The 21,870-nt window shown below is 36.9% G+C and carries 16 protein-coding genes and 1 pseudogene; 2 read left to right on the forward strand and 15 right to left on the reverse strand.

Annotation, left to right across the window (positions count from 1 at the left end; genetic code table 11):
- Window positions 1-92 precede the first annotated feature (92 nt).
- Complete coding sequence (locus SCSC_RS07645) at window positions 93-2,120, reverse strand: SpaA isopeptide-forming pilin-related protein (RefSeq protein ID WP_006270228.1); 2,028 nt, start codon at window positions 2,118-2,120, stop codon at window positions 93-95.
- A gap of 318 nt (window positions 2,121-2,438) precedes the next feature.
- Entirely contained in the window at window positions 2,439-5,720 is a 3,282-nt protein-coding gene (locus SCSC_RS07650) for a polysaccharide lyase family 8 super-sandwich domain-containing protein (protein WP_006270256.1), read from the reverse strand.
- Window positions 5,721-5,995: 275 nt separating this feature from the next.
- Between SCSC_RS07650 and SCSC_RS07655 the strand changes: the two genes are divergently transcribed.
- Complete coding sequence (locus SCSC_RS07655) at window positions 5,996-9,205, forward strand: LPXTG-anchored zinc carboxypeptidase (RefSeq protein WP_006270200.1); 3,210 nt, start codon at window positions 5,996-5,998, stop codon at window positions 9,203-9,205.
- Between the two features lie 62 nt (window positions 9,206-9,267).
- Here SCSC_RS07655 and SCSC_RS07660 read toward each other — a convergent pair whose 3' ends face one another.
- The 4 genes and pseudogenes from SCSC_RS07660 to wecB form a co-directional block, all read right to left on the reverse strand.
- Complete coding sequence (locus SCSC_RS07660) at window positions 9,268-10,371, reverse strand: family 8 glycosyl hydrolase (RefSeq protein WP_006270259.1); 1,104 nt, start codon at window positions 10,369-10,371, stop codon at window positions 9,268-9,270.
- Window positions 10,372-10,379: 8 nt separating this feature from the next.
- Window positions 10,380-11,690: pseudogene (locus SCSC_RS07665) on the reverse strand (glycosyltransferase family 2 protein).
- A 143-nt stretch (window positions 11,691-11,833) separates the two neighbouring features.
- Window positions 11,834-12,622 carry a hypothetical protein gene (locus SCSC_RS07670; RefSeq protein WP_006270272.1) on the reverse strand — a complete coding sequence of 263 codons (789 nt, stop codon included), beginning with the start codon at window positions 12,620-12,622 and terminating at the stop codon, window positions 11,834-11,836.
- A gap of 1 nt (window position 12,623) precedes the next feature.
- A complete protein-coding gene (wecB, locus tag SCSC_RS07675; protein WP_115342920.1) occupies window positions 12,624-13,772 on the reverse strand; it encodes a non-hydrolyzing UDP-N-acetylglucosamine 2-epimerase in 1,149 nt (382 codons plus the stop codon).
- A gap of 434 nt (window positions 13,773-14,206) precedes the next feature.
- Here wecB and SCSC_RS07680 point away from each other — a divergent pair, with 434 nt between their 5' ends.
- A complete protein-coding gene (locus tag SCSC_RS07680) occupies window positions 14,207-14,782 on the forward strand; it encodes a TetR/AcrR family transcriptional regulator (RefSeq protein WP_006270309.1) in 576 nt (191 codons plus the stop codon).
- A 569-nt stretch (window positions 14,783-15,351) separates the two neighbouring features.
- Here SCSC_RS07680 and SCSC_RS07685 read toward each other — a convergent pair.
- The 9 genes from SCSC_RS07685 to rplM all read right to left on the reverse strand — a co-directional run bounded on the left by SCSC_RS07685 (window position 15,352) and on the right by rplM (window position 21,784).
- The gene (locus tag SCSC_RS07685; RefSeq protein WP_006270254.1) at window positions 15,352-15,864 is read right to left on the reverse strand and encodes an NAD(P)H-dependent oxidoreductase; all 513 of its coding nucleotides are present in this window, start codon (window positions 15,862-15,864) and stop codon (window positions 15,352-15,354) included.
- A gap of 23 nt (window positions 15,865-15,887) precedes the next feature.
- Window positions 15,888-16,841 (reverse strand): aldo/keto reductase, encoded by a 954-nt coding sequence (locus SCSC_RS07690; RefSeq protein WP_006270222.1) that lies wholly within the window; start codon window positions 16,839-16,841, stop codon window positions 15,888-15,890.
- Window positions 16,842-16,852: 11 nt separating this feature from the next.
- Window positions 16,853-17,152: a YciI family protein gene (locus SCSC_RS07695; RefSeq protein WP_006270283.1), complete on the reverse strand. Its 300-nt coding sequence runs from the start codon at window positions 17,150-17,152 to the stop codon at window positions 16,853-16,855.
- A 129-nt stretch (window positions 17,153-17,281) separates the two neighbouring features.
- Window positions 17,282-18,409: a low temperature requirement protein A gene (locus tag SCSC_RS07700; protein WP_006270236.1), complete on the reverse strand. Its 1,128-nt coding sequence runs from the start codon at window positions 18,407-18,409 to the stop codon at window positions 17,282-17,284.
- 61 nt (window positions 18,410-18,470) lie between these two features.
- Window positions 18,471-19,130, reverse strand: coding sequence for a putative quinol monooxygenase (locus tag SCSC_RS07705; RefSeq protein WP_006270262.1), 660 nt, complete (start codon window positions 19,128-19,130; stop codon window positions 18,471-18,473).
- Window positions 19,131-20,045, reverse strand: coding sequence for an amidohydrolase family protein (locus tag SCSC_RS07710; protein WP_006270210.1), 915 nt, complete (start codon window positions 20,043-20,045; stop codon window positions 19,131-19,133).
- Window positions 20,042-20,485 carry a MerR family transcriptional regulator gene (locus SCSC_RS07715; RefSeq protein WP_006270217.1) on the reverse strand — a complete coding sequence of 148 codons (444 nt, stop codon included), beginning with the start codon at window positions 20,483-20,485 and terminating at the stop codon, window positions 20,042-20,044. Before SCSC_RS07715 ends, SCSC_RS07710 begins: the two co-directional genes overlap by 4 nt.
- 440 nt (window positions 20,486-20,925) lie before the next feature.
- Complete coding sequence (gene rpsI, locus SCSC_RS07720; RefSeq protein WP_003026228.1) at window positions 20,926-21,318, reverse strand: 30S ribosomal protein S9; 393 nt, start codon at window positions 21,316-21,318, stop codon at window positions 20,926-20,928.
- Window positions 21,319-21,337: 19 nt separating this feature from the next.
- Complete coding sequence (gene rplM / locus SCSC_RS07725) at window positions 21,338-21,784, reverse strand: 50S ribosomal protein L13 (RefSeq protein WP_006270233.1); 447 nt, start codon at window positions 21,782-21,784, stop codon at window positions 21,338-21,340.
- Window positions 21,785-21,870 lie beyond the last annotated feature (86 nt).

Consider the following 21,870-nt stretch of genomic DNA (forward strand, 5'->3'; position numbering starts at 1 on the left):
CAAGCTAAACAGGCTAGGAAAATCCTAGCCTGTTTTAACTATCTTACACTATCAAAATACCTATAGAGGACGATTTGTCAAACCAGATAACCCTACCTATTTTTTCGTTTTGCTAAGTAGATACTCCCGTTAAGAACTACCAACCCTACAACAATCAAGGCACCCATAACTGTCGTTCCTGTCCTTGGTAAAATCTTTTGTTTTGGTGCTGGCGGTTGAGATGGATCATATAAATTCTTCAATACAAAACCTGATGCTGCATCACCACTAATCTCTGCACGATAAGAAGCAACAACCTCTTCAGTGATGGTATAATGAATTTCTTTTCCATTTTTATATTTTGGTTTATTGGTAAATTCTGCACGCCATTTACCGTTTTCATTTGGTTTAATCGTTTGAGATTCTATCTTTTTCCCGTCAGCCAGCAAATTCACTGTAATATGATTTGGACGTTTTCCAGCTTGATTATCTTTGTCATCCCAATGTTTCACAACCGAGATATTTGTTCTTGCCTCATCAAACTGATCTGTAATATTTAATCTATCATTTTTGACAGTTGCCGTATTATTCTTAGCTTTAAGGATATTCACTTGTCCAGCTGTTGTTACCTCAAAAACAATGTCACCTACAGCTTTGTAGCCATTAGGAGCCGTTTCCTCATGAAAAGTATAAATTCCGGGATCTAAACTTAATTCATGTGTTTTTCCTAACTCTGATGTCCAAGAAGCAACGACCTCTCCCTGTGTTCCTTCTCCTTTGTAAACATGAAGTTTGGCACCTGAAATCATTTTACCATTTGGATTTAGCTTGCTGATTTTTATCTTCTTGTTCCCTACTTTTTGATTGACAATCGTTCTCAAAACAGTTTGTTCTGTTCCAAAATCAGAAGGGGAAATCTTGAACTTTTCATCCCTTTTTTCATAATCATCTGGTGCCTTGCTCTCTTTCAAGGTGTATTCATCTTTCAAAAGATGTGACAATTCTCCCATACCATTGGCATCCGTTGTAATAGTCCCAACCACTTCTTTCGTACGATTGCGAATCACTTGAAACTCAGCATTTGAAAGAGGCTGACCGTTAGCATCAACTTTTTTAACCTTAATCGTGAAGTTTTGTCCATCAGCCTTCCCATTGGCTTTTACATATCGTGTCTCAACTTCTGTAGTTCTATCTACAGTATTGTCAGCTGTTAATTTGACCTTATTTATAAAAGCATCTCCAATTTTCGGCTCACCATTCAATTTAACTTTATAATTGATATAGTAGCCCTCATTTGAAGCAATGTCACCAATTTTGACAGTAGCTTTTCGCTTATTTACTATAATATTAGCCTTCAATTTAGCTGTCACATCTTCTGCTTGCTGCAATTCCCATTCGGAAGTTGTCGAATTATAAAGCCATACTCCCTTGATAATCTTGACAGAATCGGCTTCAATAACACCATTCCCCACAAACTCATCTTCAATAACAGCATTTTTAAAGGTTTCTTGTGTTCGGTTTATCGCTACATCATAGCCCAATCTCTCTGGATCATTGGTCAAAGGCCATCCGCCCTTTACAATTGCAAATTTTTCTGCTTCACCTGCACCAACAAAACCAGGTTTCCCTGCATTCGTTATCTTACCATCAATTTTAAATTCTAAATCAACTTTTCCGTTGACTTTATGCTCGCGATGATCAAAACGAACATGAAAATCAAATGTCCCTTTAATATCCGAATGTTTTTCAACATAATCTGTATAAGTAAGAACAATTTTTTTATTTGTTGCATCAATATTTGCTACTGCAACAATATCTCCTTGACTGCTTACAATATTGAAACTTTTATTAGGCGAGTTATAAACAAGCTGTTTAGGGAAATCAATTGTAGTCGTATCACCAGCTGCTACCGTATTATTTGGTAACGAGAAAGTTGCACTAACCTTAAAATCCTGCCATTTTTTAAGGTCACCTTGGAGAGGATTTCCGTCACTATCCGTCACCTTCATTGAAGTGATGACGTTTGGAATTGTCTTAGCATGAATTATTTGCTTCACCGTTATATGAAAACTAAAAAGGAGAGCTAGCAGAAATAGTGCACCTCTGATAATCTTATTTGTTCTTCTTTTTATTTTAAACATTTTATCCTCCTGTCAATAGATTATATTTATCATTTTTTAGAGATCATCCTTATTTATTATACCATATAATAAATAAATTTAGGAAATGATATACCTGTTTACACAACTACAAAGTATAGTTGTCAAATTTACAAAAATCTTATTTTAAGATACTATATGTTGTAATTAGGATAAAGTGCTATATAGTTCCCTGAATTTAAAACGAGTAACGAACATATAATTATATGTAAAAATTTTATTTTTTTATTATCATGACTATGAATGAAGTAAAAACAAAAAGCTGAAAATCAATTGATTTGATTTTCAGCTTTTGGAGATTTATTTCAGCCGAAGAACAACGTAACCACTTCCCACCAATAATATGCCCAAAAGGGGTAAAACAGTGGCTCCTTCTCCCGTTTGAGGAAGAGTTTTCTTTTTTCCTTTAGGAAGTGCTGTCTCAGTCTCACTTTCTTTCATTTTCTTTCCCTTATTTTTTGATGAATTTTCATCAGTTGGTTTTGCTATTGCTAATTCTTTAAAGACCTCGTCTTTACTAGCAGAGCTTTTTGTTTCTGGATTATAGTACGAAACTTTGTATTCATTGTCTTCTTTTCTAATAGTGTACAATCCTCGTTTTCTTACTTGGAATCGATCTGAAATAGTCGAAACAGAATCATCATATTTCACAATGCCCCAAACTTGTTGTTGAGCATCATAAACAGCTTGCAATTGATCATTATTTTCAAGGAGAGCGCCTTCCAAATCTTTCACCATTTGATTAAAGGTGGCACGATCTACATTGGGAATCATCATATAACTATAGCTATCACCATCTCCCTTATGAGTCTGACTAATGGTAATAAAGGTATTCTGCACTTTCGCATCGGATTGAGAAGCATTGATATCTTTCCAAGTTCCTTCTTGAATCCTCTTCATCATTGTAATGTCTGTCTTTTTAAAGAAGAAATAACCGATATTTTTATTTTTGTCGTTTGACTCTAGAAAGACACTCTTCGTCGCATTATACGGATTTTCTTTGTCCGCTAAACCTTCTTCTTTATCATTAACATATACTTTGTAAGGACTTTCTGGGTTTTCTTTTCTCTGCTCAATGGTGGTTGAGACTGTATCATTTGAACGGTTTTGAATGGCACTTCCAAGAAAAGCTATGTTACCATTTAACATAAACCAACTCTTATGTGCTGTCAATGTTTTGTTCCAATTTGTAAAATCCATAGCTGCTGTCGCATTTTTTTCATCTAGCTTGTTTGTCCCTACAAAACCAGATGGCAGCGTGCCTTGACCAGAATCATCTTCTCTAGGAGCAGACGTTTCGGTCGTTCCTGGCAATTTATACGAATTAACAGTCGCCCAATAATGATTACTATAATGGCTCAAATCTCCATTATAAAGATAGAACATGCCATCTCCTGTATACCAACCTTTTCTGTTTTCCTTGTTCATTCCTTCATAATTTTTGGTTCGGCTGGAGAACATAGACAAGCCGAAGCCAAAATCTTTTTCAGCATGATACAAAGCTAATTTATCCATTGCATTAAAATCTGATAAGTAACTCTCTCTTGAGATTGTTGCTACAGAGGCATCATTTAACAGATTTTCCATCAGGCTAATATCACGATATGTTTTCAAATTGTTAAATACATTATAGAACGTATCGGATTGGATAATCGTCTTAATAATTGATTTCAATTTTTGTTTTGTTGCTTCATCTGACATTTCTGCAATTCGATGAATGCCTCGAAGTACTTCAACTGCTGCCACATGGTCTTCACTATTAGCACGACTAATAGAGCGTCCGCGACTCAAATCCATTAGCTCTCCATGAACAATCAAAGGCAAGAATGATTTGTCAATCCAATGATACATGGTCTTCATTTTTTCTGTTGCTATAGGAGTTGAAGTTTTTTGAATAATCGGCAACAATTGAGAAAGCCCATCAATTAAAACATTGCCATAAGCTCCTGTATAAGCAACATTGGTATGATCGATATAAGAGCCGTCTGGATAGAAGCCTTCACCACTATTTACCAAAGTGAAAACTTGCTCAATGGAACGAATCGTAGCAGCAACTTCTTGCTTATCTTTGCGCAACAGGCCTGCAATGATTTTTACACGTCCCATATCTACTAAGTTACCACCTAAGGCTTTAAATGGCGTAGTTGTTTTCCGGAAATATTCTGGATCTGGTACGAATTTTTCAATAACATCGGTATACGTTTTTATTTCATCATTTGAAAAATATTCCTGCATCAAAGACAGTGTATTATTAATGGCTCTTGGTGTACCAATCTCGTAGTCCCACCAATTTCCAACGATATTTTTAGAGCTATTGTATACATTTTTATGAAGCCATTCCATAGCCTCTCGAACAGTACGGATAACGTTGGCATCTTGATAATAGCTAGAGTGAGGATTCGTGATCTGCTTTGCCATTTCTTCTAACTTGCGATAAGTTGCTGTCAAGTTAGAAGAAGTTTCATAGTTTGCTAATTTTTCCCATAAGTAAGTTCGATTTTCTTTGGATGAGATTGTTTTCAAGTTTTCTGTTACTTTGTCCTCTAATTCTTTGTTAAAAGTAGACATGTATGGATCTTTTGGATTGAAATAACGATTACCTGCAATAATATCATTCCAGTCTTCCAACAGTTGACTATATTGATCTTTAGCAGACCTCGTTACCGTTAAAGGAATTGTCTTTACGACTTTGCCGTCTTTTTCAACTTTAATATTCGTCAGACCTTCTTTTAGTGGTTCAACAATTCCATTTTTTACAGAGGCTATTGTACTATTTTCTATTGAATAATTATATTCCACTTTGTTTAAAACATATTTTTTCCCTAATGGAAGATCAATCTTATCTTCTATTCCCTTTTCTGTTTCCTGCGGTTTTTCTTCCACCTTATTTCCATTTTCTACTAATTCAACATCTTTAAAAGAAACTGAGCCCGTTCCTTTATCATAAAACAACTCTATTTTAATTTTTTTAGCAGCTGAAAGGGGAACATAATCTTTTTCCAACACTTTCCAATCGGTTGTTCCTGATATTTTTTCAGAATACCAAAGATTCTTCTGAGTCCCCTCTCCTTCAATGATACGAACATAAGCTGCACCAGTTTTATTTTCTGCTTTGATTTTAAAACGGAGTTTGTATTTTTTGCTGGCATCAACAGTTAGCTCCTGATGCACAACTGCTCGAAAAGGTTCCGAACTAGACAGCATAACAGCTTGATCAATCACTTCTATCTTTCTAGAAGGAGTATTGTCTTTGTAATTGTTATCTATCCAAGCTGTCCAACCAATAGCCTTTGTCCCTGTCCAATAACCTTGCTTATCTTCTAACTGACTAAAATCTCCATTTTTCAAAAGATTATAAATAGCTTGATTTACCATGCTCTGTTGGTTTGTCTCTTCTGTAATTTTCTCTATCTGAGTATCTGCTTGTGAAGTTACTCCAGAGTTCTGAGATGGATTAATTGTTGCTTCATCTGCTCTAACAATCGTCGAAGCATTCACCAATAAGATTCCAGATAAAAGCACAGATGAAATGGAAATAAGCAACTTTTTCGATACAAAATGATTTCTAATTTCTGAATTCATATTCAACTCCTATACATATAAATTTCAATCATTGAGAGGATTATTCAGTACATCTCTTTTTGTTAGTAAACCGGTTTATATAAAGCATATCATTTTTGCCGTTTTTTGTAAACGTTTTCTGTTACATTCATCATAATTTTTTGTTTCCACTCATATTCATTATATATCTATTGTTTTATACATATTTCTGTTTTTTATATATATTTTCCCTTGAAATCGTTTACATTCCCTGGTATACTACCTTTGTATACTTCAAATAATAAAGGAGGTTTCTTATGAAAAATTCATATAAGAAACGGTTGTACACAAATGTTCTCAGCTTATCAGCTGCCGTTCTTGTTACAGTTTTAACGCAAGGAAATGCTGCTGCAGATACGCAAGATAGCACGGAGAAGCCTATTACTAACAAGACAGAAACAGTAGTTCCTGCCGAAAAGGCAAGTACGGAAACAAATGCAACTAGAGCGAATGTAACGCCAGATTCTTCATCAACTGGAGTTCAGCTTCCCACAACAACCCATCAAGAAGAAGCACAGAAATCGGAAAACACTCCTTCAATAGACAGCCCAACTTCTACTACAAACGAATCCGGAACAGAGACGCCTGCAACACCTGCAAAAACAGAAACACGAGCAGCTGGAACAGAAGAAAAGAAGGTCCAATTAACTGATAGTACAGTCCATATGTCTGAAAAAGCTACAATTACTGATACTGTGCAGGAACAGGGAGCTCAAGCTGGTAAGATTACCTGGAAATTAGATAACAAGCCGATTAGTGAGTGGAAAACTTGGAAGATGGCTGATGGAACCTTCTCAGGCGACCCATTTGTCACTGTAGAGGAAAAAGCTGATGGAAATGACCTCAAAGTTTCCTTTAAATTTAATGAGCTATTTGGTCAAGACTTAAGCCTGCGGACACCAAATAATATCCGCAGAACTTATCGGCAATTTATCGGAAACCATGAACTCGTTGGAACAAACGAAAAATCCGGTCTGACGATTCGAAAAACACTTGTTTTCCGACCGTATGAAAACTTCCATACTCACGAAGAAATGTTAGCTGCTATTGAAAAAAGTCGACAAGAAGCTAAAAATGATCGGCTTGTTAAAATCGAAAACATTGGTACCAGCGCTCAAGGACGTCCAGTTAAACTCGGTATCATCAGTTCTGATCAAAAAAGCATTGACGACTATCTCAATACAACTAATCGACTCGCTCTCACTAAACCCGCTGAAATGTTAGCAGCTCTGAAAAATGGTACACTGGACTATAAACTTCCAGTCCTTATCAACAATACCCACGCCGATGAACAACCTGCTATCGATATCATCACTGGCCTCTTCAATACTTTTGCGACCAAAGATCAAATTTCTTTCCAAACCACTGATGCCAATGGCAATGCTAAGACTATCACACTTAGTGTCAAAGAACTCCTCAAGAAATTCATTTTCCTCTTTGACTTTACTGAAAATCCTGACGGAGATGTTGCCAATACCCGTGCCCTAGCTAACGGAATCGATCCAAACCGCGATACTAGCTATCAGGCCAACCCAGAAACCCGGACTGTTGCTGGACTCATCAACAAATGGAATCCAATTGCACTTTACGACATCCACGGCTTTGTCAAGGACTTCCTGATTGAGCCAGCTACTCCACCGCACGATCCAAACTTTGAATATGACCTTTTGTCAAAAAATATGTTGGAAAATGCCCACCACATGGGCCGTGCTGGTGTTGCCAATTCCAAGTATGACCACTACATCATTCCTAAACTAGACTGGGGCGATGGCTGGGATGACTCCTTCTCTGGCTACACTGGTGTCTATGCTATGTACCACGGAATATTAGGACATACCGTTGAAATCCCTGAGGGCAATCAAGAATCCTATAAAGCTGGTTATCACGCTGTCCTTGGAGGTATCTCTTACCTGTCCCAAGCTCCTAATAAACTCATGGAAATGCGCCTCAACTTCTATCTCCGTGGCATCAACAAGGTTGAAGATCCAAAAGCTGAAAATGAATTAGTTGGACCAGACGGTAAAGTAGTCGGTCGTATCAAACATGGACAAAAGAAATTCTTCCCTGATTACTATGTCATTCCAATGGAACTTGACAAATCCAATGACTCTCAACAAGCCTTTAATATGATTGAATACTTCAAGAGAAATGGGGTTGTCATTCAAGAATTGAAGGAAGATACTGGCGGTTATAAGAAAGGCGATTTGGTTGTTGACATGGCGCAAGCCAAACGTGGTTATGCCAATCATATCCTCTACAAGGGTTCCAACGAATCTGCTTGGGCTGCTATGTATGCAGAACTGCTGGTTAATTTCCCAGATATGAGAGGTTTTAAGGCTGTAGCCGTCTTCAAAGATAAACTCTTTGACGGTAAACTCGGTGAAGTAACTGCTCTTCGTGCTACTCGAACCAGTGAAATTGACCACAAAGCACCGTATTATGTCATTGCCAATACTTCAGAAAGTGCCGTTCGCGCTGTCAATCGTGCAATCCGAGACGGTAAGAAAGTTTATTTGACAGATGACGGCTATATCGTAGATACTCCTACTTTTGCCAACCTGCTGAACAACTTTGCAATTTATGGAGATGCACTGTATAAAGTTCCTCAAGGTCAAGCCTTAAAAGCTTTAAAAGTTTATGCACCGCCTCATCAATATTATTGGGCTGGTGTAGATACTCCTGCTCATACTGCTCTTGCTTTGAAGAATTTGGGATTTGATATTGTCAATACCCCTGAAGAAGCTGATGTGATTGTTCTAGAAAGCGATAATTTTGACAAGTCTCTTCTCGGTTTGAAACCGACAATCATAGTTGGGGGCACTGCTATGCAACGCCTTGAAAAACTCGGTGTCCTTAGTGGCTTTGATGCGGAACATTTCAAAGGTGGTAGTGATTATGAAGGCCTGATGAAAGCTATCATTGATGATGCAGATCCGCTAACCAGTGGTTACAATAAGAATGACCTCTTCTATTCTAATTCTGGAAACTGGATTGCCAAGGTTCCTGCCAATTTCAAGACTTTGGCAACAATTGCAGGTAGCGACTACTACATTGCTGGGTGGTGGCCAGGAAATGAAAACTTAGCTAATAAAATTGTTGCGATTTCCGGTAGCTATAAAGACCAACCTATGTTCATCTATGCTGGAAATCCAACTAATCGTCTGCATACTATCCATTTCTACCGTTGGGTATCCAATGCTATCTTTGGCAGTCAATTAGCCCAACTGAAAGATCTTGAGAAAGAACAAAAACCTTCTACTGAAGTTGTTGAGATCATCAATCAAAAACCTCAGGCAGCTCAAGCTACAACCCTACGCTACACTCCTCAACCTCAAATGATGAACACTGCTAAAAAAACTCAACTTCCTCAAACTGGAAATAAAGAAAGCCAAAGCAATCTCATCATTGCTAGCATGTTCATTCTTGTCAGTGGCTACTTGCTCCATTTAAAGAAAAAAGAAGAATAAGTATCTTCTTTTATAACTATAACTTAAAACTTCCTCGGATTTAATATTCGAGGAAGTTTGTTTTATAAAGCATCTAGCGCAACAAGAGTAATCATTGCTGCTTCATAATAATTTTCTTTTGACAAATCTTGCATAAAGATATATTTGTTCTGCTGAACCAGTTTGCGATATGCCGAATTTCGATTAGCTGCATAAAAAATTGGAGCACCAAAGCTGGCAGATTGATAATTATTTAGCGCTTTTCCTTTCAAAGTATAGCCTGCATAAAGAATCTCTTGTTTCATAAAGAAATTCATCATTTTATCTAAAATCTTTTGACTTTGTTTATCCTGACTTTTCGCTAAATTATAAGGTAAACGACAAGCGTTGTAATAATAATCACCGTCATATTTAGAAGCGACCGACTTTTTCTCAACTGCACGAACCGTATTTGCCTCCACCCAAAGAAAATCTGGAAGTAGACCTGTTTTTGTTTTAGCACTCATCATTTCCAATTTAGATAGCATGTTTGATCTGATATTTAACCATTGCCTATTACCTGTCAACTTGTAAAAAGCTTGGAATTGAGCTGGAAGAACATCTGATGTTCGCATTAAACGATAGTATTTTGAATCTGAAGTTGCCCAATTTCCAACCGTCAGCACTCCTGTTGTACTGTTATAATTATAAGTCAAAATATCCTTCAAAATTGCCTTGGCCTGCGCATTATAAACGGCAGCCTTTTGTGGCCATAGTTTAGCTGCTTGAATCAAAGCATATGCAATATAAAGATCGCCATCAGTTGCATTATTGGTTTCAGCTTTAACGATGCCATTCTTAACCGTTTGCCGCCATGACATCAGCTGCGTATTTTTTATACGATGTGCCAAATAATAATTGTACAAACGTTCAAAATCTTTCAGGCTAGCATTCCTTTGTTTTGCAGCTTCAACAGCAATCACCATTCCATAGCCTTGTGATTCAGACAAGACAACATCTTTTTTCTTATTGTTGGTTGTTTTTACATAAGCTTGATCTTTTTGTCGAACAACATAACCTTTTAACCATTGTTGAGAAATCTGACTTTTTAAATGACCTGTACTATTTATTCTGACATAAGTAAAAATCGCAGTTAATGTCAATAAAATACCAACTAGCCAAACATATCTTAAATTTGTTCTTTTCACGTTTCCTCCTATCCTGCAAATCGCTTTGTTTTAACCCATTTGGTTCCATCACGGTGGAAGAGTTTGTCCAATGTAACAGAAGTTACAGCATCAATTGAAACAATAATAAATAACTGCGAGTAAGTAAAATAAGATACCAATGCTAACCAAATCTGCTTAGAAGTTGCTTGACCAAATTGGGAAGCAAGAGAGATATTGATTTGTAAGAGATACAGCATAATCATCAAAAGCCAATTAAACAACATCAATTGCGCAATGTAAATATTACTTGAATCAAATGTAAAAGGAATATGAACACTTGGGACAAATAGATGAACAATAATAGCAATCACATTTGACAAAAGGACAATATCCGATAAAATAATCGCTGCATTAAACCAGAAGAAGACACAAGAATAGTAGGCCACCTCTAATTTCACGCGCCAATTGCTCTTGTCAAACAAATGCTTGAAATTTGAAATAACAACTTCATAATTTCCTTTAGCCCAACGTTTCCGCTGCATATAATAGCTTTTAACTGTCTCTGGCTCTTGTTGGAAAGCTTCAGAATTATAAGCCAAAGCAATCAATTTCCCACTTTGCATAATTTTAAAAGAAATATCAGTATCTTCTGTCAAGGCGCCATTTCGCTACCCACCAATACTTTTTACAAATTCCGTATTGATGATAAAATTTGTACCAGGAATACGACCAATTTTAAACATATGCCACATACCAACATGCTGAATTCGTTGCGTCACGACAATCTCTTGATTGATACAACGTGTTAAGAAATTTTGATTAGCATTTCGTGTCTTGTTTCGACCAAAAGAGGCCACATGGCGTTCAGGATCTTCCAACACTTTTTTAACAAGAAAATAAAGAGCATTTTTCTCTGGCATAGCATCCGCGTCATAAACACAGATATAATCGCCCTTAGCTATTTTCAAAGCGTCATTTAACACACCCGCTTTCCCTCCGGTCCCTTTTCGATCGGTAATGGTAATATCTCTTGTAGCGTACTCTGACATCGCCTTTACGTTTAACATTTCTTGATAAGTATCATCTTCACAATTATCTGCAAATAAAAGCAATTCAACTTTATCACGAGGATAATTCATATCCAAAATAGCCCTTGCGGTTTGCGCAATGACCACATCTTCATTATGAGCTGGTACGACGATCGTGACCTTTGGATAATACTTTAAAGGACTAACATCTACTTTAAAATCACTATGTTTCAACCAAAAATGAACACCAGAACTCAAGGTTACTAGACTCCAAATTAAGGACAACCAAATGGATACCAAGGTTATAATCATAATCAACTGACTAATCATGGTTCACCGCCTTAAAGTTTTTATTTACTCTATTGTAAATGACTAAATAGCAAATAAATAATACAACGAAGCATAAAGTAAAAAAGATACTAATTGCTAATGCTACCCCGAAAAAAATATTGGTGATTGTCACAAATTTCCTCCTAATATTCTACAATAATGTCTGTTTCAAGTTGTCTGTCCAGATTTTTAACAAAATCATCAAAGTTTAAAAACTTTTCACAATTTTCTGAATCAATCAACAGATAGCCTGATTTATACTGCACTTCGTGCACACTTTTACTAGTTTTAAAGCGAAGCAAAGACAATTTAGCAAGCATATTGTGCTGGAATATCTCTGCTGGAGATTGCCCTTCTCCCGAACATAAAATGAGAAAATTCCCATTTGAAAGATAATAAACAGCACCTGTTCCCTGCATACATTTCTTTAAAGTCACATAGATCCGCACCAACATCCAACGGAATTCTTTAGGATAAATTTGTTGAAAATAATCATTATGTGCCCAATGAACTAATAAAGCTTGTAAACTTTCTTCTCGCCCATCTTGAATAGCCTGTAAATGACGTTGATACATTTCCCTTACTTGCTCAGTATGGTCCTTGACAATAGAAAGATAGGTTCGTCGGTGAATATTAACTTGCTTGGCTATTCTTAGAACCAGTGGAAAAGTAATCAATAATAAGAAACGCTGATTTGCTGGTATATACACAACACCTGCCACTAAAAACAAAGTTGCTAATACAACGCTAAAAATTAACAGCCAAGTCAGCAACATATCTGGTAAGACAAATACACTCAAGATGGCAAGAGCAATCAAAATAATTTCAACATGAAAAATACTACTCGCAAAATAGAAACTATAACCAACAATTGCTAAAATTACGATAATTAGTAAAGCAATTGTCCATTCCAGTTCTTTTTTTCGATACATCTTATTCTCCTATCACAAAATTTTTTGGTCTGGCTGCATAACCAAAGTAATGCGCAATCGCCTCTACAATTCGCTCAGACGCTCTGCCATCACCATACGGATTGCCAGCTTGAGACATTTGATGATAAACAGTCTCATCTGTCAACAATGTCTCCATAGCCTCGCGAATATTCTCACTTTCTGTTCCAACTAACTTCAATGTCCCAGCAGTCACGCCTTCTGGCCTCTCTGTCGTATCACGCAATACAAGCACCGGTTTTCCTAAAGAAGGGGCTTCCTCTTGGACACCTCCAGAATCAGACATAATAAAATAACTTCTCGCTGCAATATTATGAAAATCCACAACATCTAAAGGCTCAATTAGATGAATCTGCGGATGATTGCTAAGAATTTCCTTTGCTGCCTCTTGAACGGCTGGACTTAAATGAACAGGATAAATGACCTCAACATCACCGTGCGCTTCGACCACTTGCCGCAAAGTTCTAAACACACGACGCATTGGTTCTCCTTGATTTTCACGACGGTGCATGGTAACGAGAATAAGCTGATGATTTGATGGTATTTGCTCCAAAACATCATGATGATAATTCTCTTGAACAGTCAATTTTAAAGCGTCAATCGCTGTATTCCCTGTAACAAATATGTTTTTTTCATCATGATTTTCCTTAATGAGATTTTCTTTACTTTGCATCGTTGGAGCAAAATAAAGATCTGTTACAGCATCTGTCATTTGACGATTCATTTCTTCTGGAAATGGAGAATACTTTTCCCATGTCCTCAAACCAGCTTCCACATGTCCAATTCGAACTTGATTATAAAAAGCTGCCAAACTTGTTGCAAATGTTGTCGTTGTATCTCCATGTACCAAAATGATGTCAGGTTTCACTTCTTTTAAAAGTTTGTCCAGTTGGTTTAAAATTTTTACCGTAATATCCGTTAATGTTTGACTTTTTTCCATGATATCCAAATCAATATCTGGTTCAATGTTAAAGGTTTGCAATACCTGATCTAACATTTGTCGATGTTGGGCAGTCACAACTGTCATGGTTTCAAATTTTTCTGATTGTTTTTTCAATTGAAGAACAAGTGGAGCCATTTTAATCGCTTCGGGTCTTGTTCCAAAAACGACCATTACCTTTATTTTTTTCACGTTTTCCTCCTTATAACAGAATGATACAAATAAAAACGTCTAGCTAAAATAAGACAGCCACCCCCTACTATACACTAATATTGTACCTCTTTAAATTTATACCGTCAATATTGTAGCATATAGTTTTTACGATTTTAATCTATTCTCCATGTAAAATATCACATAGCTATTAAGATTTTCATAACAGTAGAATGCTCATGGACTAAAAATTGCACATTTGCTATTACATCATAATTAAACTATTTTATCAATCTTTTTGCTTAGCTTTTACGACATCATTTATAAATGTCAACTATCTTTCACATTGTATAAGCAGATATTAAATATTTTGTATTTATTAAATGCTATAAAATTATTCCAACAATTCCACAGTTTTTTATTGAAATCTTTTTCTATTTTCTTTATACTAAAAAAGAAATAAGAGGTATTTTCATATGGTAAAAGGTAATAAACAAAAAATTTTAGACGCCTTCTACGATTTAGCGATGCTAAATCCTGATGAAACTAATCTTTCGATGAGCGAGCTCGCCAAGAAAGCTGGTATTTCACGTCAAGCAATCTACAAACATCATTTTCACAATATTGATGATATCATTGCATTTATTCATGATAGTATCGATAAACCTGTTTACGAGACATTTTTAGAATATAGTACATTGACAAATAAAGACCCCTTTCTTTTCATTGCAGATAAAATTTTTCCTATCCTTTATGAAAATAGAAAATGGCTAAAGATGCTGTATTCTAGCTCAATGGACCCTCATTGGACCAATTATTTAAAAAAGATTTACACAAAATGGGCGCTTGAAAATATCAAACCGAATCAATCACTTATTGATTTACCAGATGACTTTATCATCTCCCTACTGGTTCATTATGTGATTGCCAACATTGAAGTGTGGATAACCCAAGAAAATCCACTCCCACCACAAATCTTCAAAGAAAAATTTTTAACTCTCGTTCACACCTCAATTGATCAATACATATCGTCAGAGAGAACTGAAAACTAACTATCACAAAAGAGACTGAGCAAACAGTTCAGTCTCTTCATTTTAGACTAACTCTAATACATTGAAATAATAGTTGAGGTGAGTTTTTCAAAAAGTGCACTAAAAAACACCCAATGAGGTAAACATTGAGTGTCTGTAATCGTTGCTGTAAAGCGGTTCTTAACGTTTTGAGAACTGGCTAGCTTTACGAGCTTTCTTAAGACCTGGTTTGGAAAGTATGAGTTTTAGTTGGATTAAAAATAGCTTCATAACAGTATTTAAGGACAGCCTTACGCAACTAAAATTTCAAAAAATTGATATTAGCTTGATAATTTAGGGAAGTTTCAGTATAGTTTTGAAGCGATTAATTACAACTACATACAGGTTTTCATTTTTTAAAGAATTCTTTCCCAAAAACGTTCAAAAGCCATGAACTAGTAGCATCATACCTATCACCAAACCTTATAATAATCAAATCTTGAACTTCAGTGGCAACAACCGATATTTTTATTTCTCTTGGAAAATGTAACCGGCGCAGATTTAGTTTTGTTTTAAGATAAATATCCCCAAACATGGTTGGTATGTCTTATTTATATTATTTGTAGGTATTTATTTACTTTATTTGATAATAACTCTTGATCCATGTTTAAAGTACCAGTTATGATAAGAGGTTCCAGAAATGTTAGACCTGTCAAATACTGAATCGTAGTGATAGGCTTTAAAATCTCTTCAATCGTTACATGGAAGCGACCGTTTCTCGTGTAGTCATCTTGCCCAGCTCCAAAACTAGCAACTAAGATAACTTCCTTACCTTGAAGGGAGGTACCACTTGAACCGTAGGCCCAACCATATTCAAATACCGCATCAAACCACTGTTTCATGAGTGCTGGTGTTTGGTACCAGTAGATTGGAAATTGCAAGACAATCCGATCGTTTGCTTCTAGCACTTTTTGCTCTTTTTTGATATCAATATTAAAGTCAGGATAAAGTTGGTACATATCACGCACCTCATAACCAGCTTCTGTGGCTGCTTCTGCTAATTCTCTATTGATCCGTGATCCTGTTTTTAACTGAGGGTGAAATGTAAAAATGGTTGTTTTCATATTGATTCTCTTTCTAATCTTAATTACGCTTGACCTTCCCAACCACCACGTGTATCGACACCCGATGCGATGGCAAGTTCTTCAAGCTGGCTCACTTCTTCGGGTGTCAAGGTAATTTGGGCTGCTTGTGTAGCATCCCTTACTTGCTCTACCTTTGTAACACCTAAAATTGGAGTTGTTCCACGCCCAATGGCCCATGCTGTAGCAATTTGAGCAGGTGTTGCAGCGTATTTTTCTGCAATTTCTTGTAAGCTAGCTAATAGGGCTTTTAATGCTGGAAATAGTGGGTTGTAAGTTTTTCCCCTATTTGAATTCTCAGGTAATGGATTAGCTTCATTGTATTTACCTGATAAGGCTCCCTGTTCAAGTACCATATATGAGAAAAACTGAATGCCATTTTCTTTGCAATAGTCTAACAAGCCGTCCTCAATAGAACGACGGTATAGCAGGCTAAAATGGTTTTGCACAGCCGATACCTTAATCCCATGCGGTGCCAAAATCTCTTGTACTCTTTTGACCTGTTCTAAACTATGGTTAGATACTCCAATTCGACCTATCTTACCTGTTTTTACAGCCTCCACCATTAATGATGTCCAGCGTTCGACATCAGCAGAATTATGAATCCAATAAATATCAATAAAATCTGTCCCTAAACGCTTAAGACTTCCTGCGAGCATATCAACTACTGGATTCTCGGCAGAGTCATTTTGCATTCCTGGAGTAAATTTATCTGAAATAACAATCTGGTCACGACCATAAGCATTGATCAATTCCCCAAGAATCCGTTCTGATTCCCCATTTGCATAAGCATAAGCTGTATCAAACAAATTCAATCCATTAGACACCGCAACCTCGAAAACTTCCTGTAAATCCTTGGTATCCAGTTGATTTCCAAAAATGGCATCGCCACCTGCAAATCCACCAATTCCCCAAGACCATGTCCCTAATGCAATTTTTGCTTCTGTTATTGTTGTCATATTCAAACTCCTTACTTTCCTTTATAATCAATTAATTTTTCTGAGATAATATTAGCCTGAAATTCATGGACGCCATAGGTCGCTAAATCAGGATAATAGGAATCTTGAGATAATATCTCTTCTAATTCCTCCCTACTTTCTGCATATGCAATTACAAGACCCGCCATCTTCTTATCTAAGAAAGGACCGACTAAAAGAAAATTTCCTTTTTCTGCTTGGTTCGTAAACCAATTACGATGCGCAGTGAGCAATTCATCAGCCCTTTTAGCAGGGATACGATTTGACTGAATGGTAATATCAATAAGATACATAGATTCTCCTTTCATTTTCAATCGGTATTATACTCCTTATAGTTCACTATAAGTCAAGAAAAAAACAAAAAAAAGTTAATTCAACCATTCTCCGAAGAGAATAAATGAATTAACTTTCAGTTTTGTTACCTAACTATGTTTAATATTAAAACGGACAACAAGCAGCATCATCAATGTAGTGATGATCGTGACACCTACCGTTAACACTTCCAAAGTCCAAGTTGAGACTACCAAGCTGATAACCAGACCACAAATAGGTAAAAGATGCAAAATGATTAAATTATGTTTTGGAAGTTTAAGTCCCGTTTTATTATATTGATTATGTTGCAACAAACCAATGATAAACAATATGAGACCACCATAAAAATAAAGTACAGTGTAAAAACTATTTATCTCACTATTCCCCAAAAATGAGAGGGCTATGGTGATTAAACTGAGTCCAAAGAGAATGGGATAGTGACTATAAATGACACGAATCCCCGTTTCTTTTCGTTCTACATCAAGCAAGTGATCCACTTCTACAATATAGATCATGAAAAGATTGGTTACGGTCATAAAAATCGCAAGGGATTGCCATGAAAAATTTTCTGAACTAAAACGATCCGATATCCCAATCAATAATTCTCCAAAGGTAATAATCACTAGCAAAGATAACCGTTCCATCAAATGCGGAAAATTGACAGGCCTCAAATCAGCTGAAACAAGACCACGATTTGGATCACTGAGTAAACCTGGTAACAGCCAGGTCGAAACAATTCCAACAAAAGCAACCCAAATACCAACTTCATATGGGAAGATTAAAGATATAAAGAGCAAGAGAGACCTTCCACCTAAAATATAGAAAAACTGCCTAATGAAACTTTTATCTGCTACATCTGATGCTTGAAAATATTCAAAAATATACTGCACTAAGAGTAGCAAGGAAATAAGGACCATAGGTAGAAATATCCATACAAAGTTAGTTTCCCAATCTCCAGCAACAGCTCTTGATGATACCAAAAGACAAATCATCTGGAGAAACATGAAAATGATATTTCTCAGCCCATTGGTTCCAAAGCGGTTTGTAAAAACGGTTTGCACCATCCACGAATTAACAAAAACAATCAAACCGACTGAGAAGTTAAAAAAGGATTGCGGACTGACAACTCCGTGATGTGCATGATGAATAATCGACGTCAGCTGACTGATGGTATAGACATAAACTAAATCATAAAATAATTCAGTCAACTCAACTTTTTTATGCTTGATTAAAGTCATAGAATCTCCTATTAGAACATTTAATAATCCCAGTATAGCACTGAAAGATAGTTGATACAAATTAGTCAGAAAAGGCTATTTTCCCTTTTGAGATTGCTATACTATTTTCTAAGTCAAGTAAGATTTTTTCTTCCACCAAGTCCTGCGTCTCTGAAAGATAGCGTTTAAAATGCGGACTTAAGAGGTGGTCTTCGTAAGCTTCTGCGCTTGCATACACTTCGTAGAAATAATAAAGATTCGGTTGCTGACAATCCTTGACGGCATACATGGCTAAAACACTTCCTTCTTCTTTTATAGACGTTTGCATATTCAGCAGGACACTACTTTCAAAAGCTTTTTCACTCCCCGCCTCCACTTGAACCTGAGCAAATTTTAGGAAATGGTGTTCTGGTCCTCGCCATACTCCAGATGGCAGTTTTTCCTCCAAAAACAAGGCTTCTACCTCGAAGACCTCCCGCTTGGTGAGTTGGGACCCCACCTGCTCTACATAGGCTTGGTAGTGCGGAGAATTCCGATGACTTTGGTAGGCCGCCTCATCTGCATAGACCTCAAAAACTTTGTACTCCAACGGATTTTCTCTCAGAGAACTGGCGTACATGGCAAGAGTACCTGCTTCCTCTTCATAAGAGGTCTGGAAATTTTCCACACCCACTTGATAAAAACTATCACGATTTTTCTCATCAATTCCCAGATGAAATAAATGAACAACTGGCTTACTCATCTATTTTGCCTCCTTCAGTAATAGTTTGATATTTTCAGAGTAAATGGCTTGCTTATCCTCCTGAGATAAGGGCAAGGAGTCAATAGCTTCTGAGATGACTTGCGTAGCCCCAGCAGGTGCAATCCCCAGAGGTGCATCTGTTCCAAAGAGAACACGGTCCAGACCGAAATAATCGATAGTTAATTCTAGAGCCTTTGGATTGCCTAAGATAGCGGTGTCCACATAGAACTTGCGGAAGTCCTCCACCTGTTTTTCCGGCAAAATGTACTGAATCCGTCCACTAAAAAATGGTGCCAAGGCTCCTGCATGATGGACGATGATTTTCAAGTTAGGGTAGTCTTGAAAAATGCCTGCTTCCACCAATTGCAACATGGCCTGACTTTGCTCATATTCCCATGAAAAGACAATGTTATTATCTGGTTTGCGGTTGTCAAATACAGGGTGCAACCAGATAGGAATATCCAATTCTGCACATTTTTCAAAGATTGGTCTGAATCCTTGATCTGCAATGGAAAGCCCAAGATGTCTTGAAAACAACTGTACTCCAACAATTTCAGGATTTTTAGCGACAAAGTCTTCCAAAATTTCCAGACTTCCCTCAATATTGTTCAGGGCCAGCATGGCCACACCAGCAAAAAATTGATTTGGATAGACCTGAACAGTTTCAAAGAGTTCTTGATTGGCTTCTTGAACCAGAGCTAAAGCTGGCTCTGCCTCTAGATAATCCTCTGGGTTGAGATTGACAAATGAAATAATCTGTTTGACAGCTGGTTCTTGTAAAGCCTGCCTTTTTTCCATGTCTTGTAGGATAGGATTTTGCAAAAAAGACATTTTTTGTGGTAAGGCTGGGTCAAGGGCCAACATTTTTTGGTAAAACTGAGGCAGCAATACATGGGCAAATACATCTATTTTCATACATCAATCTCCTTCCAACTATCTTTTTCGTCTGACAAAATAGCATACTCTTCAAAATAGGAGAGCTCTTGCGCAATATCACCAGATTCATATAGGGATATTTTATGCTCCAAACGATCTATGGAACGCTGAAGGTTAGCTTGCTTTTGATATAAGGTTGCCAACTGTTCACGGAGTAAGTTCTCACGCTCTTTTTCCGTTCCCTTACCTTGTTTCAATAGCTCTGCGTAGTTTACCAAAGTCTCAATTGGGATGCCAGAATGTCTTAAACAGATAATCATTTCTAGCCACTTTAAATTATTCTCTGTGAAATAACGGTTCCCATTTGACTGTCTCGGTATATCTGGCAATAGACCAATACGTTCATAATAGCGTAGAGTATTGCTACTAATTTGGTATTTTTCACTAACTTCTGTGATGGTATGAATGTTGTTTTGCATAACAATCACTTCCTCCTCTCAGAATATTATATCACTTATAGTTCACTATAAGTCAATCAGAGGCTGTTTCTTTCTTCAACATTCCTTGATATTTCATGAGCTAGTCAAGAAAAGTAGAATAAAAAAGCGCAAATTTATTAAAACTGTACTGACCCCAAAAAGTTAGACAAATAATTTAAGTAAAGGATTTAGTTCTGTTGAAATGCACCCAAATAGTTAGATCAATAATTTATCCAAAGGATTTAGTTCTGTATTGCACAGGACTGAGTCCTTTTAGTTTTACCTGGACAACAAGTGAACTATAAACGGGTATTTAGATTTATTAAAAATAACCAAATTTGTATCAATTTCAAGCATCACCTAATTACAAATATTTAGGGTGAACAAAAAAGCATCCCGTATTGTTGATACGAAATGCTTTCAGTAAGTGTAAATAAGTTTTAACGTTTACTAAATTGTGATGCTTTACGAGCTTTTTTCAAGCCTGGTTTCTTACGCTCAACCATACGGGCATCACGAGTAAGGAGACCAGCGCGTTTGAGTGAATCGCGGAAGTCTGGATCTACTTGAAGAAGGGCACGAGAGATACCGTGACGGATAGCTCCTGCTTGACCAGCGTAACCACCACCGATAACGTTTACAAGAACGTCGTATTGACCAACAGTTGAAGTAACTGCAAATGGTTGGTTGATGACAAGGCGAAGGTCAGCGTGTGGGATGTACTCTTCAACATCTTTTTTGTTTACAGTGATTTTACCAGTTCCTGGAACAAGGCGAACGCGTGCAACAGCGTTTTTACGACGTCCAGTACCTGCATATTGTGCTTGTGACATAGCTTATTTGTTCCTTTCCTTAGATAAGTCCTGAAATATCAAGAACTTCTGGTTGTTGTGCAGCATGAGTGTGCTCAGCACCTACAAATACTTTCAATTTCATACCTTGAGCACGGCCAAGAGTATTGTGTGGAAGCATACCCTTAACTGATTTCTCAATCAAGCAAACAGCGTTCTTAGAGCGGAGTTCACCAGCAGTAATAGATTTCAATCCACCTGGGTACATTGAGTGAGTGTAGTAAACTTTATCAGTTGCCTTTTTACCAGTTAATTTTACTTTTTCAGCATTGATAACAATTACGAAGTCACCTGTATCAGTATGAGGTGTAAAAGTTGGTTTATTTTTTCCACGAAGCACGCTTGCTACAACAGCAGAAAGGCGTCCAAGAGGTACATCAGTAGCGTCTACTACGTACCATTTCCGTTCAACTTCACCTGGCTTAGCCATGTATGTTGTTTTGTTCATGATTTCTCCTATATGAATATCGTTTTTGTTTACAGAGCGGATGTTCCGGTCCGCAAGTTATTTGGAAGGTTCCGGGGCCTTACAAA

This window comes from Streptococcus constellatus subsp. constellatus, assembly GCF_023167545.1.
GTDB classification, from domain to species: Bacteria; Bacillota; Bacilli; order Lactobacillales; family Streptococcaceae; genus Streptococcus; species Streptococcus constellatus.